At 39.5% G+C, this 15,995-nt stretch carries 17 protein-coding genes and 2 pseudogenes; 12 read left to right on the top strand and 7 right to left on the bottom strand.

Annotated elements, in window-relative coordinates; translation table 11 throughout:
• Nucleotides 1–209 precede the first annotated feature (209 nt).
• A pseudogene (locus SMSK597_RS14085) lies at nucleotides 210–629 on the bottom strand (transposase); the annotation flags it as partial.
• Nucleotides 630–1,222: 593 nt separating this feature from the next.
• Between SMSK597_RS14085 and SMSK597_RS07120 the strand changes: the two are divergent.
• From SMSK597_RS07120 to SMSK597_RS07090, 7 genes are all read left to right on the top strand, one after another.
• Nucleotides 1,223–1,792: a CYTH domain-containing protein gene (locus SMSK597_RS07120; protein ID WP_000681271.1), complete on the top strand. Its 570-nt coding sequence runs from the start codon at nucleotides 1,223–1,225 to the stop codon at nucleotides 1,790–1,792.
• A gap of 112 nt (nucleotides 1,793–1,904) precedes the next feature.
• Nucleotides 1,905–2,864 (top strand): ribose-phosphate diphosphokinase, encoded by a 960-nt coding sequence (locus SMSK597_RS07115; RefSeq protein ID WP_001283821.1) that lies wholly within the window; start codon nucleotides 1,905–1,907, stop codon nucleotides 2,862–2,864.
• A gap of 9 nt (nucleotides 2,865–2,873) precedes the next feature.
• Nucleotides 2,874–3,989 carry a cysteine desulfurase family protein gene (locus tag SMSK597_RS07110; protein WP_000639653.1) on the top strand — a complete coding sequence of 372 codons (1,116 nt, stop codon included), beginning with the start codon at nucleotides 2,874–2,876 and terminating at the stop codon, nucleotides 3,987–3,989.
• 4 nt (nucleotides 3,990–3,993) lie between these two features.
• Nucleotides 3,994–4,341 (top strand): DUF1831 domain-containing protein, encoded by a 348-nt coding sequence (locus SMSK597_RS07105; RefSeq protein WP_000863536.1) that lies wholly within the window; start codon nucleotides 3,994–3,996, stop codon nucleotides 4,339–4,341.
• A 7-nt stretch (nucleotides 4,342–4,348) separates the two neighbouring features.
• Nucleotides 4,349–4,564: a DUF4649 family protein gene (locus SMSK597_RS07100; protein ID WP_000462490.1), complete on the top strand. Its 216-nt coding sequence runs from the start codon at nucleotides 4,349–4,351 to the stop codon at nucleotides 4,562–4,564.
• Between the two features lie 82 nt (nucleotides 4,565–4,646).
• Nucleotides 4,647–5,288, top strand: a complete 642-nt coding sequence (locus SMSK597_RS07095; protein ID WP_000653414.1) for a redox-sensing transcriptional repressor Rex — start codon at nucleotides 4,647–4,649, stop codon at nucleotides 5,286–5,288.
• Nucleotides 5,289–5,305: 17 nt separating this feature from the next.
• The gene (locus tag SMSK597_RS07090; RefSeq protein ID WP_000743338.1) at nucleotides 5,306–5,995 is read left to right on the top strand and encodes a gamma-glutamyl-gamma-aminobutyrate hydrolase family protein; all 690 of its coding nucleotides are present in this window, start codon (nucleotides 5,306–5,308) and stop codon (nucleotides 5,993–5,995) included.
• Here the strand turns inward: SMSK597_RS07090 and radC are convergent.
• The 4 genes from radC to SMSK597_RS07070 form a co-directional block, all read right to left on the bottom strand.
• Nucleotides 5,992–6,672, bottom strand: a complete 681-nt coding sequence (radC, locus tag SMSK597_RS07085) for a RadC family protein (protein WP_000286931.1) — start codon at nucleotides 6,670–6,672, stop codon at nucleotides 5,992–5,994. The two genes, SMSK597_RS07090 and radC, sit on opposite strands and share 4 nt — an antisense overlap.
• 42 nt (nucleotides 6,673–6,714) lie before the next feature.
• On the bottom strand, nucleotides 6,715–9,006 hold the full coding sequence (gene pcrA, locus SMSK597_RS07080) for a DNA helicase PcrA (protein ID WP_000992871.1): 2,292 nt from the start codon (nucleotides 9,004–9,006) through the stop codon (nucleotides 6,715–6,717).
• Between the two features lie 134 nt (nucleotides 9,007–9,140).
• On the bottom strand, nucleotides 9,141–10,115 hold the full coding sequence (locus SMSK597_RS07075) for a GTP pyrophosphokinase (protein ID WP_000414385.1): 975 nt from the start codon (nucleotides 10,113–10,115) through the stop codon (nucleotides 9,141–9,143).
• Between the two features lie 21 nt (nucleotides 10,116–10,136).
• Nucleotides 10,137–11,807 carry a formate--tetrahydrofolate ligase gene (locus SMSK597_RS07070; RefSeq protein ID WP_000845269.1) on the bottom strand — a complete coding sequence of 557 codons (1,671 nt, stop codon included), beginning with the start codon at nucleotides 11,805–11,807 and terminating at the stop codon, nucleotides 10,137–10,139.
• A gap of 225 nt (nucleotides 11,808–12,032) precedes the next feature.
• Between SMSK597_RS07070 and coaB the strand changes: the two genes are divergently transcribed.
• From coaB to SMSK597_RS07050, 5 genes are all read left to right on the top strand, one after another.
• Complete coding sequence (gene coaB / locus SMSK597_RS07065; RefSeq protein ID WP_000699509.1) at nucleotides 12,033–12,722, top strand: phosphopantothenate--cysteine ligase; 690 nt, start codon at nucleotides 12,033–12,035, stop codon at nucleotides 12,720–12,722.
• Nucleotides 12,723–12,733: 11 nt separating this feature from the next.
• The gene (gene coaC / locus SMSK597_RS07060) at nucleotides 12,734–13,285 is read left to right on the top strand and encodes a phosphopantothenoylcysteine decarboxylase (protein ID WP_001284125.1); all 552 of its coding nucleotides are present in this window, start codon (nucleotides 12,734–12,736) and stop codon (nucleotides 13,283–13,285) included.
• On the top strand, nucleotides 13,269–13,832 hold the full coding sequence (locus tag SMSK597_RS0102350) for an ECF transporter S component (RefSeq protein WP_000747412.1): 564 nt from the start codon (nucleotides 13,269–13,271) through the stop codon (nucleotides 13,830–13,832). The genes coaC and SMSK597_RS0102350 overlap by 17 nt, the downstream gene beginning before the upstream one ends.
• Nucleotides 13,833–14,010: 178 nt before the next feature.
• Nucleotides 14,011–14,538 (top strand): ECF transporter S component, encoded by a 528-nt coding sequence (locus SMSK597_RS07055; RefSeq protein WP_001097394.1) that lies wholly within the window; start codon nucleotides 14,011–14,013, stop codon nucleotides 14,536–14,538.
• A gap of 12 nt (nucleotides 14,539–14,550) precedes the next feature.
• Complete coding sequence (locus SMSK597_RS07050; protein WP_000159189.1) at nucleotides 14,551–15,066, top strand: transcription repressor NadR; 516 nt, start codon at nucleotides 14,551–14,553, stop codon at nucleotides 15,064–15,066.
• Here SMSK597_RS07050 and SMSK597_RS07045 read toward each other — a convergent pair.
• A pseudogene (locus tag SMSK597_RS07045) lies at nucleotides 15,063–15,392 on the bottom strand (NUDIX domain-containing protein); the annotation flags it as partial. The gene SMSK597_RS07050 and the pseudogene SMSK597_RS07045 overlap by 4 nt on opposite strands.
• Nucleotides 15,393–15,765: 373 nt before the next feature.
• On the bottom strand, nucleotides 15,766–15,995 hold a 230-nt coding region (locus tag SMSK597_RS13310; RefSeq protein WP_000298966.1), incomplete at its 5' end, for an LPXTG cell wall anchor domain-containing protein.

The following is a 15,995-nucleotide window of genomic DNA, read 5'->3' as shown; positions in this document are numbered from 1 at the left end:
TATTCTCCCTTGTTCTCATATTATCCGTCAAAAATATCTTTGATTTTTTCTCCAGATTCATATACAATAAATACAATGCTTATTATACCATAAATCCGCTTTCAACGATAAAGAAAAGGTAAAGTTTGAAAAAATAAAAATTAGTTGATTGCTTATTTATCCTAATTTTAGGCACACTAAAAAGAGGTTTTGACACCTAAATTTTAAAATTAAAGCACGTTGAATCCGTGCTGTTGTGCGAAGCGAATAGCGTCTTGAAGAGACATTGTCTTATCAGGATTTCTTATTTCTGTAAGACCTTGTAATCTTGGATTATAACTCTCCTGTTTTAGAAGTACATGGTAGATGGCAACCAATAATCTGCGACAAATAGCGATGATAGCTTTTCGATGACCACGTCGTTTCTTGAGTTTGAGATATTTATTTCGTAGTTCAGGGTGCTTCTCTGATTTAACCACGGCATTAGCTATTTGAACAAGAAAAGGTTTGAGATAGTGACCGCCTTTCGAAATACGAGTAGAGAACTTCTTTCCTGCACTTTCATTGTTGGCAGGAACTAATCCGCCCCAAGAACAGAGTTTACCTGCAGTACCAAAGATAGTCATATCAGCTCCGATTTCAGAGACAATTCTGAGGGCAGATAGCTCCTCTTTGAAACCAGGCACGGTTTGGATTAGCTTGACCTGTTCTTGGTATTCTTGACCGAGCTTCCGAATCATGGTTTCTAAATCTTCTTTACAGACATCAAAGCAAGAATAGTATTCTAGCCAGTCTCGTAGCTGTACTAACCCATTTGTAAAAGTTGAGAAACGTTTTCGATGGTAGCTTGTGAGTCCTTGCTTGTCGGTGATGGCAATAACCGCTACAACAAAGGTTTTATGCACATCGATGCCACAACAATTAGGATAAATAATTTTTAACATGAGGGGTCTCCCTTCACCAAATTTGAGTCTGCCTATCCCTTGACTATTCTTGCCTTTCACAAACGAGTCGCTTATTCAATTATAAGTTTACGTGCTCCTAGTCACAGTTCTTGTGCTTGATGGAAAGAATGACACCTATAAAAATGCGAGGTAGTGGCTGTACCACTCACTTATTCACCTCCCCGTGATTTGTAGTAGTGATAGGCTTTCTCACTATTATTATAAAACAAAATAAAGAGCACAACACTTTTTCATTCTGTGTTGTGCCTTGAGTGAAACGAAAGGAATGAATTATAAAAATGAAACATTTAGAAATTGAATTGAAAACACTATTGAAAAAAGATGAATATGATCGTCTAAAAGACCAGTTCACAGGTGTCACTCCTGTTCTTCAAAAAAATTACTACATCGACACGCTTGATTTTGAACTGCGAGAAAAGAAAGTTGCTATGCGCATTCGGACCTTTGAAGACTGGGCTGAGTTGACACTCAAAGTCCCACAAAGTATTGGAAACATGGAATACAACCAAAAATTGCAACTAAAAGATGCTGAGAACTATCTGGCTAAGGAAGAACTTCCTCAAGGGCTAGTTCTTGATGAATTGGCAAAACATGGTATTAAAACAAGTGAATGGCAGATCCTTGGTTGTCTAACGACACTTCGCTATGAAATGCAAACAGCTATTGGTCTCATGGCACTGGATGAAAGTCAGTACTTTGATATTACAGATTACGAATTAGAGCTTGAAGTTGAAAATCACGAGCAAGGCAAACAGGATTTCCAACAATTTTTAGAGAAAAATCAGATTTCTTATCAAAAAGCTCCTTCAAAATTGGTTCGATTTGTCAAAAGTATGAAAAATAGCTGAAATAATCTCCATTTTTTGGTAAAATAGAAAAGATAAAAATACACGAATCCTAGTTCATATATGTAAGACAGATATAACTAGGATTTATAAAGTTTACAGAGGACGGTCTATAATGTCAGATAGAAAAAACATGAAACTTTTCGCACTCAACTCTAACCAAGAGATTGCACAGAAAATTGCTCAAGCTGTTGGTGTCCCACTTGGAAAACTATCGTCACGTCAATTTTCAGACGGAGAAATCCAAGTGAATATCGAAGAAAGTGTCCGTGGTTATGATGTTTACATCATCCAATCAACAAGTTTCCCTGTTAACAACCACCTAATGGAATTGTTGATCATGGTCGACGCTTGTGTGCGTGCAAGTGCCCACAGTATCAACGTTGTCCTTCCATATTTTGGCTATGCACGTCAAGACCGCATTGCTTCACCTCGTGAGCCACTTACAGCTAAACTAGTTGCTAATATGCTGGTTAAGGCTGGAGTTGACCGTGTCCTTACGCTTGATTTACATGCTGTTCAGGTGCAAGGTTTCTTTGATATTCCTGTCGATAACCTCTACACAGTTCCCCTATTTGCAAAACATTACTGCGATAAGGGCCTACTTGGTTCAGATGTTGTTGTCGTTAGCCCTAAAAATTCAGGTGTCAAACGTGCTCGTAGCTTGGCTGAGTATCTTGATGCTCCTATCGCCATTATCGACTACCCTCAAGACGATGCAACTCGTAACGAAGGTTATATTATCGGTGATGTTGAAGATAAAAAAGCTATCTTGATTGACGATATTTTAAATACAGGGCGTACCTTCTCTGAAGCTGCTAAAATCGTTGAACGTGAAGGAGCTACAGAAATTTATGCTGTTTCTAGCCACGGTCTCTTCGTTGAAGGTGCTGCTGAACTTCTTGACAATACTAAGATTAAAGAAATTCTTGTGACCGATTCAGTAGCAACAAAAGAAAAAACTCCTAAAAACGTATGCTACATCACTGCTAGTGAGTTAATTGGTGATGCCATCGTCCGTATCCACGAAAGAAAACCAGTCAGCCCACTCTTTGCCTACAACAAAAAGAAATAAGGTGATTCTTTGATTTATTTGGACAATGCTGCGACGACTCCTATGTCAGCAGTTGCTATTTCAGCTATGACCAAGGTTATGCAAGAAACCCATGGCAATCCATCTAGTATCCATGGTCATGGTCGTCAAGCTGGCAAACTCTTGAGAGAAGCCCGTCAGGAACTAGCCCAGTTACTGGGGACAAAACCTCAACATATCTTTTTCACTTCTGGTGGGACTGAAGGCAATAATACTGCCATCATTGGCTACTGCCTTCGTCACCAAGAACAAGGAAAACATATCATCACAACTGCCATTGAACACCATGCTGTCCTTGAAACCATTGATTACTTGGTTCAACACTTTGGTTTTGAAGTAACCATTATCCAACCAGAAAATCAAGAGATCACGACCCAGCAAATCCAAGAATCCTTACGTGATGATACGATTTTGGTTTCTACCATGTTTGCTAATAATGAGACAGGAAACCTACTGCCCATTGCTGAAATTGGCCAAATACTCAAGCAACACCCAGCTGCCTATCATGTCGATGCAGTTCAGGCTATTGGTAAAATCCCTATACAGCCAGAAGAATTGGGCATTGATTTTCTCACTGCTTCGGCCCATAAATTCCATGGTCCTAAGGGAATCGGCTTTCTCTACGCATCTAGCATGGACTTTGATTCCTATCTTCATGGCGGAGAGCAAGAACAGAAAAAACGAGCAGGAACTGAAAATTTAGCTGCCATCGTAGGCATGGTTGCAGCCCTAAAAAAAGACCTAGAACAGCAAGAAGAACATTTTCAACATGTACAAAATCTAGAAACTGCCTTTCTGACAGAGCTAGAGGGAATTCAGTATTACTTGAATAGAGGCGAACACCATCTCCCTTATGTTCTCAATATTGGATTTCCTGGCCAGAAAAATGACCTCTTACTCCTTCGTCTAGATTTAGCTGGAATTTCTATCTCTACTGGTTCAGCCTGTACGGCAGGTATTGTCCAATCCAGCCATGTTCTTGAAGCCATGTACGGGGCAAATTCAGAACGCTTGAAAGAATCCGTTCGCATCAGTTTGTCGCCACAAAATACCATTGAAGACCTACAAACCCTCGCAAAAACCTTAAAAGAAATTATCGGAGGTTAGCCATATGGCATTTGAAAAAACCATTCAGTTAAAAAATTGTCGTTACGACTACGCTCTTAGTCCTTCTGTTAAGAAATTCACCCTCAAGGACAACACATTTTTTGAGACAAAAGTTGGCAACTATGAATTGACTCGCCTTTTGGAAAAAGTTCCGAACAGCGGTGAGGGATTCCAACTCAAAATCATCATTAACAAGGAACTTACAGGTGCTAAAATCAATATCACTGACAAGTTTGGGCTACGTCTAGTTGATATTTTCAAATCAGAAGACCTCCACATTCATCAGGAAAAATTCTACTTCCTCATGGATAGCTTGGTAGAACGTGGTGTCTTTACAAAATCGGAAAGATAGGTCCCATATGTTTGAACTGACCTATAAGGATAGCTATCATGTAGAGCGTACACTCAAGTATGAAGATTATGAGGCTCTCATGCTGGCTTTGTCAGGATGTGTGACCCTACCAGATACACTTTATGTGACTTCTCTGACTTTTAAGGACCAGAAAGTTTATCAGGGCCTGGTCGGAGACCTCTACCGTTTTCTATCACATGCAGATTTTTTACATCAAAACTAAGATTTTTCTTAGTTTTTTCTTGTTTTTGTTGATTTTTTCACAATGTTTCTATAAAATAGAAGAATAGAAAGGTTGTGATTTTGTGAAAGATAAACAGTCTGCTATTCCAAAAGCTACAGCGAAAAGACTCTCTCTCTACTATCGAATTTTTAAGAGATTTCATGCAGAAAAGATTGAACGTGCCAACTCTAAACAAATTGCAGAGGCTATCGGTATTGATTCAGCGACCGTACGTCGTGATTTTTCCTATTTTGGTGAACTTGGTCGTCGTGGTTTTGGCTATGATGTCAAAAAACTGATGACATTTTTTGCCGATTTGCTCAATGATAACTCTATTACCAATGTCATGTTGGTTGGAATTGGGAATATGGGCCATGCCCTTCTCCACTACCGCTTTCATGAGCGTAACAAGATGAAGATTATCATGGCCTTTGACCTTGATGACCATCCTGAAGTCGGTAGCCAAACTCCTGACGGGATTCCCATTTACGGGATTTCTCAAATCAAGGATAAAATCAAGGATGCTGATGTCAAAACTGCTATCCTGACCGTTCCTAGCGTCAAATCACAAGAGGTTGCTAATCTCTTGGTAGATGCTGGTGTGAAAGGAATTCTCAGTTTTTCACCAGTTCATCTTCATTTACCAAAAGACGTGGTCGTTCAGTATGTTGATTTGACAAGTGAACTCCAAACCCTCCTCTATTTCATGCGAAAAGAGGATTAGAAAGCGAAAATCATTTTATGAAAAAACCAGTTATAGGGATTACAGGAAACGAAAAAACTCATCCAGATGATGACATCATGATGAGCTACGCAGCAAAAGGCTTTGTTGAAGGCGTTAAAGACGCTGGAGGGATTCCCATCATCCTACCGATTGGTGATCAAGAAATGGCCTGCCACTATATCAGTATGATTGACAAGCTCATCTTGACAGGTGGGCAAAATGTTGATCCAAAATTCTATGGTGAACCAAAAACCATTGATAGCGATGACTACCACCTTCAAAGGGATATCTTTGAACTGGCCCTCATCAAGGAAGCTATTAAACAGAAAAAGCCAATTTTTTCTGTCTGCCGTGGAACACAACTCTTTAACGTTGCCATGGGTGGAACTTTGTACCAAGATATAGAAGACCATTGGCAGAATTGTTCGGCTGAGTACACAACCCAACGCTTGGTGACAGAACCAGATACTGTTCTCCGAGAAATCTATGGAGAAATCTCCCATATCAACTCCTTCCATCACCAGAGTATCAAGGATTTAGCACCTAACTTAAAGATTGCAGCTCATGATCCTAAAGATGGTATCATTGAGGCTGTCATGAGTACGGATGATGTTGCCTTTCTCGGTGTCCAATGGCATCCAGAGTTTCTTTTTGAAAATCGTCCCAAAGATAAAAACCTCTTTGACTATATCGTTAATGAACTTTAGATTAAATCTGTCTTTTCACGATAGCTAAAATAACTGGAGTGAGAGACAATCAAATGGTCCAAGAGGACAATTCCCATCAGGTCGCAGGCTTCTTTAACAAGTTTAGTGACATGATCATCATTTCGGCTAGGGGCTACCGCTCCCGAAGGATGATTGTGAACCAATATGAGAGAAGTCGCCATATGCTTGATAGCATAGTGAAGAATCTCTCGCGGCTCAGCGATACTACGAGTTGCAGAACCGATAAAAATGGTCTGTTGATGAATGATTTGATTTTGAGTATTGAGATAGAGCGCCACCAGGTGCTCTTGTTTTTTGTCCCCCAATTCCTGTTGCATCTTCTTGGCCAACTTTTGACTGCTGAGAATACTTTCCATCTCAAGGGTTTCGTGCTTGTGAATACGATGGCCCAGTTCAATCATAGCTTGTAATTCTATGGCCTTAACTCGCCCGATACCAGACAGACTCTGCAATTCCTGCAGGGTCATTTTTTTTAAATCCGTTAGGCTTGAAAGATTATTCAAGACTTTCTGGGCAATTTCAAAAACACTGGCCTGACGTGTTCCAGTCCTGAGTAAAATAGCTAGCAACTCTTGGTTACTGAGTGCTTCCACTCCTTCTTGGGCAAGTCTTTCTCTTGGCAATAGTGAATCTTCTTGGAATGAAATACTGTACATAAAAATCCTCCTCACTTTATTATTCGTGAGAAGGATGAAAAGTTAGATTTTTTTCTCAATTGGGGCTACACTAGCTAAAAGTTTTTTCAGGCCAACCTCTGGGAAATTGATTTTCAACTCCTGCGTAGCACCACTACCTGAAACTTCCAGAACAGTTCCCTCTCCCCATTTCTTGTGGAGAGCAATGTCACCAATGGACCAATTTGCTTCACTAGACGCTGATTTTGCTCCAGCTGTAAATTGACCAAATGGGAGACCGCTTGACTGGATAGTTTTTGGAGCCACACTGCGTTTACGGTCTTGAAGAGCCTGGGCAAGACTCATACCTTGACCCAAGGCAACCCCACCACTGCTATAAGATGCCTTAAAGCTTGTATTGGCTGGACGGGCCAATCCTTGATACTCAAGCAAGTCTGAACTGATTTCGTTAATAAAACGAGTCGGACGGTTATAGTTGGTACGACCAAAAAGCAGGCGTGAGTTGGCATTTGTCAGATAGAGGATTTTCTCTGCACGCGTGATACCTACATAGGCTAGACGGCGCTCTTCTTCTAATTCATCTGGATCTTCAGCCGCACGACTAAGTGGAAAGACATTTTCTTCCATCCCAATCAAAAAGACAACTGGAAACTCGAGACCTTTGGCAGCATGCAGGGTCATCAAGGTCACTTCTGATGTCTCCTGACTACCTGAATCTGTGTCTGCAATCAAGGCCAAGTCATTTAAAAAACGACTCAATTTGTCCAGACCAGTTTCTTCTTCTGCCACATCAGAGGTATCATCAAAGTTTTTCGTCACAGAAAGGAACTCTTCGATATTTTCAACCCGAGCCTTGCTTTCTAAGGTCGCTTGAGCATTGAGAATATCAACATAACCTGTTTTTTCTAGTACCGACTCAACCAACTCAGTAATGCTTAAGTGGTCCAGTTGTTCACGCAGATCCAGAATCATATTGGCAAAATCCCAAATAGACTGGGCTGCTTTTCCTTTGATGCCAGACAACATGATGTTTGCTGAAGCATCTAACATAGACATCTCTTGAGTATTGGCAAAATCACGGATTTTCTCAACTGTACCTGGACCAATTCCACGTTTAGGTTCGTTGATAATACGTTCAAAACTGATATTGTCACTCAAATTAGCAATGAGGTTGAGATAAGCGATAATATCTCGGATTTCCTTACGGCTGTAGAACTTGGTTCCTCCAACCATGGTATAAGGGATGTTAGATTTGAGCAGAGCTTCCTCAATAGTACGAGACTGGGCATTTGTACGATAGAGAACTGCAAAATCCTTGTGAAGGAAGTTTTGACTCCGACCAAGTTCATCGATAGTTCTGGCTACAAATACAGCCTCATCCAGCTCGTCATCGGCACGATAGTAAACGATTTGCTCCCCATCAGCGTTTTGAGTCCAGAGATTCTTAGGACGGCGGTTTTTATTGTTTTTAATAACCTCGTTGGCCGCTTGGAGAATGGTTTTGGTTGATCGATAATTCTCCTCCAACAAAACAACCTTGGCTTGGGGATAATCCTTTTCAAAGTCCAAGATATTCTGCATATCAGCACCACGCCAGCCGTAGATAGACTGGTCCGCATCCCCAACCACACAGATATTTTTAAAACGGGAAGCCAAGAGTTTGACCAGTTGATACTGGGCATGGTTGGTATCTTGGTACTCATCAACATGGATGTACTGAAATTTCTGCTGGTAGTAGGTCAAGACATCAGGATTTTGATCAAAGAGACGCAAGGTCAGCATAATCAAATCATCAAAGTCAACCGACTCCGACTGACGCAGCTCCTTCTGATACGCTGTATAACACTGGGCCACGATTTGCGTATACATATCACCAGCTTGGGCAGCATAAGCCACATCATCAATCAAATCATTCTTGGCATTGGAAATGGTCCCCAAAATAGTTCGTTCATTCCATTTTTTAGGATCCAAGTTCAACTGTTTGAGAATGCGTTTCATGAGAGTTCGTTGTTCACCAGGATCGACAATAGTAAAATTACGGTTGTAGCCAATATGATCCGCATCCCGACGCAAAATACGAACACACATGGAGTGGAAGGTCGCAATCAGACAGTCCTGAGTAGCTGGATTGAGGCTATAAGCACGCTCCTTCATCTCACGCGCAGCCTTGTTGGTAAAGGTAATGGCCAAGATATTCCAAGGATTGACCAGCTTTTCATCAATCAAATAAGCGATACGGTGGGTCAAAACACGGGTCTTTCCAGAACCAGCCCCTGCCATGATCAACAAGGGACCTTCTGTCGTTTGCACCGCCTCAGCCTGACGGTCATTCATTCCATTTAATAATGCGTTCATCTTCTCTTCCTTACTCTTGAAGTCAATATTTCTATTATATCAGAAATCAGGAAAAATAGAAATTTTACAGAGACTAGACAAATAGCAAAATCCCATCCGAATATAGATGGGACTTCTCACAATACTTAACGTGATTATCTAGTTGAATTATTTAAATTATAAAGAACCTCTAGTAAAGGTGTAGTATTCCAAGTATAAAAATAGTTATTTTTTTCTTCAATCCATCTACTAAAGTAATTTGGAAATTCACTTTTGAACTTACTTTCTAATTCATCAATCGTTTTAATACCTAATTGTTCACAATAATTGACAATTTTAGAAATTCTATCATCTTTAAATTTTCCACCAGGATACCTAATTTCTATATTATGTTGATCATAATTTTCTTCAATAAAGTTGATATAAGATTCACTTTCTAATAAGGCTGAAATACTTATAGAATCAATTTTTATACTTTTAGAATTCTCTTTGAATCCTTCTTCAACTCTATTAGTATATTCCTTTTCATATCGTTTAATTTCCATGAATTCATCGTCAGCTAACTCAATTAAACCAGCTAATCTTGAAAATCTTCTTCTAATTTTTTCAGGAACATCTTGATCAGATTTATATCCAAAGTCATGTTCTATCTCCGCCCAAGCATGCTGCAAAATAGTCCTTATCTGAACTTCAAATTTTAATTCTTTATAATTAATATTTTCAGTTAATCCTGCTCTACTTCCTCCTAATTTTAAAATATAGTGTAAAGATACATAGCCAAATTTAGTAGGATCTTGAGTTTTTCGTTTATCAATAGAATTGTCCTGATCTAAATCAAATTCCTCTTCAAGTAAAGAAGCAATTTTATCTACATCGTCCGAAAAATATGTGATAATTCTAATTCCACAAATATCAGTTATTTCTGACAAACTGGAATATTTATAGTCTTTAGTTTCAATTTTTTTGCTTAAACTTTCTCTATCTTTAATCCTTCCTTTAATTTCATGAATTTGTATTTTTTCATTTTCCATAAGACTTTTAATTGTGGCTTCAATATATTCTAAAAGTCTCTCGTAATTATTTTTAGTTGAATCAAATTGTGACAATATTTCTTTCAAATTTTTTTCCATAATTCTATATCTCTCAATATACTAGAACAAACCTAGAACTGTTCCATCACTTTCAACATCCATGTTGAGGGCTGCTGGTCGTTTTGGAAGGCCTGGCATGGTCATGACATCACCAGTTAAGGCAACGATAAAGCCTGCACCTAATTTTGGCACCAATTCGCGAATGGTAATTTCAAAGTTTTCTGGTGCTCCAAGTGCATTTGGATTGTCTGAGAAACTATACTGGGTCTTAGCCATACAGATTGGCAATTTGTCCCAACCGTTTTGAACGATTTGAGCGATTTGTGTTTGAGCTTTCTTCTCAAAGTTCACTTTGCTACCACGGTAGATTTCAGTAACAATCTTTTCAATCTTTTCTTGGACAGAAAGGTCATTGTCATACAAACGTTTATAGTTAGATGGGTTTTCAGCGATAGTCTTTATAACTGTTTCGGCAAGTGCTACTCCACCTTCTGCACCATCAGCCCAGACACTTGCTAGTTCAACTGGTACATCGATTGAGGCACAAAGTTCTTTCAAGGCTGCGATTTCTGCTTCAGTATCAGATACAAATTCGTTAATAGCCACAACTGCTGGAATACCGAACTTACGGATATTTTCAACGTGGCGTTTCAAGTTAGCAAAACCAGCACGAACTGCTTCTACATTTTCCTCTGTAAGAGCGTCTTTAGCCACACCACCATTCATCTTAAGGGCACGAAGAGTTGCAACAATAACTACTGCATCTGGAGATGTTGGCAAGTTTGGTGTCTTAATATCAAGGAATTTCTCAGCACCAAGGTCTGCACCAAAACCAGCTTCAGTAACTGTGTAATCAGCCAAGTGAAGAGCTGTTGTAGTTGCCAAGACAGAGTTACATCCGTGAGCAATATTGGCAAATGGACCACCGTGCACAAAGGCAGGTGTACCGTAAATTGTCTGAACCAAGTTTGGCTTAATAGCATCCTTCAAAATCAATACTAAGGCACCTTCAACCTGCAAATCACCTACAGAAACAGGCGTACGGTCATAGCGATAACCGATAACGATATTAGCCAAACGGCGTTTCAAGTCCTCGATGTCTGTTGCCAAGCAAAGAATTGCCATGATTTCTGAAGCAACTGTAATATCAAAGCCATCCTCACGTGGAATACCATTTAGAGGGCCACCAAGTCCAACGGTCACATGGCGAAGAGCACGGTCGTTCAAGTCCACAACACGTTTCCAAAGGATACGGCGTTGGTCAATTCCAAGCTCATTTCCTTGGTGCAAGTGGTTGTCAATCAAGGTAGAAAGCGCATTGTTGGCAGTTGTAATGGCATGCATGTCTCCAGTAAAGTGGAGGTTGATGTCTTCCATTGGCAGAACTTGAGCGTAACCACCACCAGCGGCACCACCCTTGATACCCATTACTGGACCAAGAGATGGTTCGCGGATAGCAATCATCGTTTTCTTGCCAATCTTGTTCAAGGCGTCCGCAAGACCAATAGTAATAGTTGATTTTCCTTCACCTGCTGGCGTTGGGTTGATGGCAGTAACCAAAATCAATTTCCCAACTGGATTGCTCTCAACTGCACGAATTTTATCAAAGCTGAGCTTAGCCTTGTACTTTCCATACAACTCCAAATCATCGTAAGAAATACCAAGTTTCTCTACAACATCAACGATTGGCTTCAACTCAATACTCTGTGCGATTTCAATATCTGTTTTCATTCAAAACTCCTCTAACCTCTTATATGATAATTCATTATAACACAAAACAAGATTTTTAACATCCCAAAACTCTCTAAACGTTCGTAAATATCCCTGTTTTTAAGGTTTTTAGAGTTCTTTCTTAAATTTTATATGGCTTTATAGTTTAAAACTATATTCTTTCCTTTTACCAAAATTTTATCACTTTCATTTTACTTACCGTTTATTTTTGTGTACAATAGTGCTATGAAAATTTTAGTTACATCGGGCGGTACCAGTGAAGCTATTGATAGCGTCCGCTCTATCACTAACCATTCTACAGGTCGCTTGGGGAAAATCATCACAGAAACCTTGCTTGCTGCAGGGCATGAAGTTTGTTTAATTACGACAAAACGAGCTCTGAAGCCAGAAGCCCATCCCAACCTAAGCATTCGAGAAATTAACAATACCAAGGACCTTCTACTGGAAATGCAAGAACGTGTTAAGGATTATCAGGTCTTGATCCACTCAATGGCTGTGTCCGATTACACTCCTGTTTATATGACGGGGCTTGAGGAGGTTCAGGGTAGCTCTAATTTGGAAGAATTTTTAAGCAAGCAGAATCATCAGGCAAAGATTTCTTCGACTGATGAGATTCAGGTTTTATTCCTTAAAAAGACTCCAAAAATCATCTCTCTAATCAAGGAATGGAATCCTGCTATTCATCTGATTGGTTTCAAACTGCTGGTTGATGTCTCTGAGGATTATCTCATCGAGATTGCCCGAAAAAGTCTTATCAAGAACCAAGCAGACTTGATTATCGCAAATGACCTGACTCAAATCTCAGCAAAGCAGCACAGAGCTATCTTTGTTGAAAAAGATCAGCTTCAAACAGTCCAAACTAAAGAAGAAATTGCAAAACTCCTCCTTGAAAAGATTCAAGCCTATCATTCATAGAAAGGAAAGCTATGGCAAACATTCTCTTGGCTGTAACGGGCTCAATCGCCTCTTACAAGTCGGCAGATTTAGTCAGTTCTCTAAAAAAACAAGGGCATCAAGTTACTGTTTTAATGACTCAGGCTGCTACAGAGTTTATCCAACCTTTGACACTACAGGTCTTATCACAGAATCCTGTCCACTTGGATGTCATGAAGGAACCCTATCCTGCTCAAGTCAATCATATCGAACTTGGAAAAAAGGCAGATTTATTTATCGTGGCCCCTGCAACTGCTAACACTATCGCAAAACTAGCCCTTGGTTTTGCGGACAACATGGTGACCAGTACAGCTTTAGCCTTGCCAAGTCATATTCCCAAACTAATAGCTCCTGCTATGAATACAAAAATGTATGACCATCCTGCAACTCAGGCTAATCTGAAAACATTAGAAACCTACGGCTATCAGCTGATTGCTCCTAAGGAATCCCTACTAGCTTGTGGAGACCACGGACGAGGAGCCTTAGCTGACCTCACAATTATTTTAGAAAGAATAAAGGAAACTCTCGATGAAAAAACGCTCTAATATTGCACCCATTGCTATCTTTTTTGCAACCATGCTCGTGATTCATTTTCTAAGCTCACTTATCTTTAACCTTTTTCCATTCCCAATCAAACCGACCATCGTTCATATTCCTGTCATTATTGCCAGCATTATTTACGGTCCACGAGTTGGAGTCACACTTGGATTTTTGATGGGGCTACTTAGCTTGACCGTTAACACAATTACGATTCTACCGACAAGCTACCTCTTCTCGCCATTTGTACCAAACGGTAACATTTACTCAGCTATCATTGCCATCGTCCCACGTATTTTGATTGGTTTGACTCCTTATCTAGTCTATAAACTAATGAAAAACAAGACTGGCCTGATTTTAGCTGGTGCCCTTGGTTCACTTACCAACACAGTCTTTGTACTTGGTGGAATTTTCTACCTTTTTGGAAATGTTTTTGATGGTAATATCCAAAAACTCCTAGCAACTGTTATCTCAACAAACTCAATTGCTGAATTAGTCATTTCCGCAGTTCTAACCCTAGCCATTGTTCCACGACTACAAACCTTGAAGAAATAAAAAAATCTCCGCTTTCAAACCTGAAGGTGGAGATTTTGTTTGATGTAGTTTGTGTTTTTAGTGAAATGTTTACGAGTCTTTAATTAAAAAAATGACTTATAGACCTAAGTAAATCCTTGCTTTATTGTCCTGTTTGTTGTACCATACTAGTGTATATACAGTTAAAAAGGAGATTCTTATGAATACACGGAAAAAGACACAATTTATGACAATGACTGCCCTCTTAACAGCTATTGCGATTTTGATTCCAATTGTTATGCCTTTTAAGATTGTCATTCCACCTGCTTCTTACACTTTGGGAAGCCACATCGCTATTTTTATTGCCATGTTCTTATCGCCCTTGATGGCTGTTTTTGTCATCCTAGCCTCTAGTTTTGGATTTTTGATGGCTGGCTATCCTATGGTTATCGTATTTAGAGCTTTTTCCCATATCTTTTTTGGGACTTTGGGAGCTCTTTACCTACAAAAATTCCCCGATACCCTAGATAAACCAAAAGCTTCCTGGATTTTCAACTTTGTTTTGGCTGTTGTTCATGCCCTTGCTGAAGTATTGGCCTGTGTCGTTTTTTATGCAACTTCTGGTACCAATGTAGAAAATATGTTTTATGTTCTATTTGTGCTAGTTGGATTTGGCACAATTATCCATAGTATGGTAGACTATACATTAGCACTAGCTGTCTATAAAGTGCTTCGAAAACGCCGTTAAAAAGGAAAAGCTATGACAAAAGATCGCAAACAAGCCCTGCTCCAACTCTTGAAAGAAGCTCCTAAAGCCCTCAATGGCCAAAGTTTGGCTGAACATTTTCATGTCACGCGTCAGGTCATTGTACAGGACATTGCAATTTTGAGAGCCGATGGCGCTCCTATCCTATCCACTAATCGTGGCTACGTCTATAAGCAAGTTGATGTCAATCCATACGTCCACAAACTTTTCAAAGTCAAACATGAAGTTGAAGAAATCGGGCAGGAGCTCCTCGCTATCGTTGATAATGGAGGGCGTGTTCAAAACACCTTGATTGACCATCCCGTCTATGGAGAAATTGAAACCTTGCTGAAACTGTCTTGCCGCAGAGATGTGCAACATTTTCTAGAACAAGTCGAGCATTCTGACTTTAGACCTCTATCTGAATTGACAGATGGCATCCATTACCACCTAGTCGAAGCCGAAACTCAACAAGACCTCCACTATATCGAGGAGGCCTTGGATCAGCTAGGTTATTTAGTAAAGGATTAGAAAATTTTCTTTTCCCAATCGTCTTCTGTACGGCGAGGGTAGAAAAATTCAGATTTGTCAGGATCTTCCATCATCTCCATCAAGGGTAGCATATCATAGGCCAGATCCAAGTTTGGAATCTGGTCTTTTTGCACCCAAGAAACTTCTCCCTCTTCTGAAGATTGAAGAGTTCCAGTAAACTCAGTCGCCTTATAACAAATGACAATATAGCGCCCACCTGTATCTAGTGGCCAATTTTTAATGCCTACCAGTTGCGGATTTTGGATAGTCAATCCTGTTTCTTCATAGATCTCACGAATGACAGACTATGCGAAAGCCTCGCCATGTCTGTGTTCCTCTTTGATGTGATATAATGCTCGTCGTTTAAAATCATTACTATATGCCATAGCTTCATTATAATATACTTTTTTAAAAATAAACAACTATGAAGTATAGTAAGTCGAAATAAGATGTGAACAAATTTATTAAAGAAATCAAATTAATTTCTAGAAATATTTTAGCAGCAGTTGTATACTATACTAGTTTTAATCTGCTATAAAATCAAATTTCTAACAATAGTTAAGAATTTATGTCGTACTATTCCAGTTTCAATTTACTATATTATCGTAACTGCCCAATAACGAAGCATATTGAAAAAAATCTCCAGATTAGAGAACTCGCTGATAGTTCCTAATCTGGAGATTAAATGAGATTTTCTACTTATGCTTCCTCTTCATCATCTTTCTTCTTTTTAGCAAATAGTAAACCAAATGCTCCAAGAAGGGAAAGAATTCCTAGTGCACCTGCAGCACGATCTTCTTTGGTACCAGTATTTGGTAATGTGGCATGACTTTCAGAATCATTTTGTTTCAGTACATTATTCTCTGATGAAACTGGTTGAGAATTTGAAGTGACTACTTCAGGCTCACGTGTTGTATCATCAGATGGCA

Origin of the sequence: Streptococcus mitis SK597 (assembly GCF_000148545.1) — a bacterium.
Classification (GTDB): Bacteria; Bacillota; Bacilli; order Lactobacillales; family Streptococcaceae; genus Streptococcus; species Streptococcus mitis_C.
This window is presented reverse-complemented; position numbering and strand designations above follow the sequence as displayed.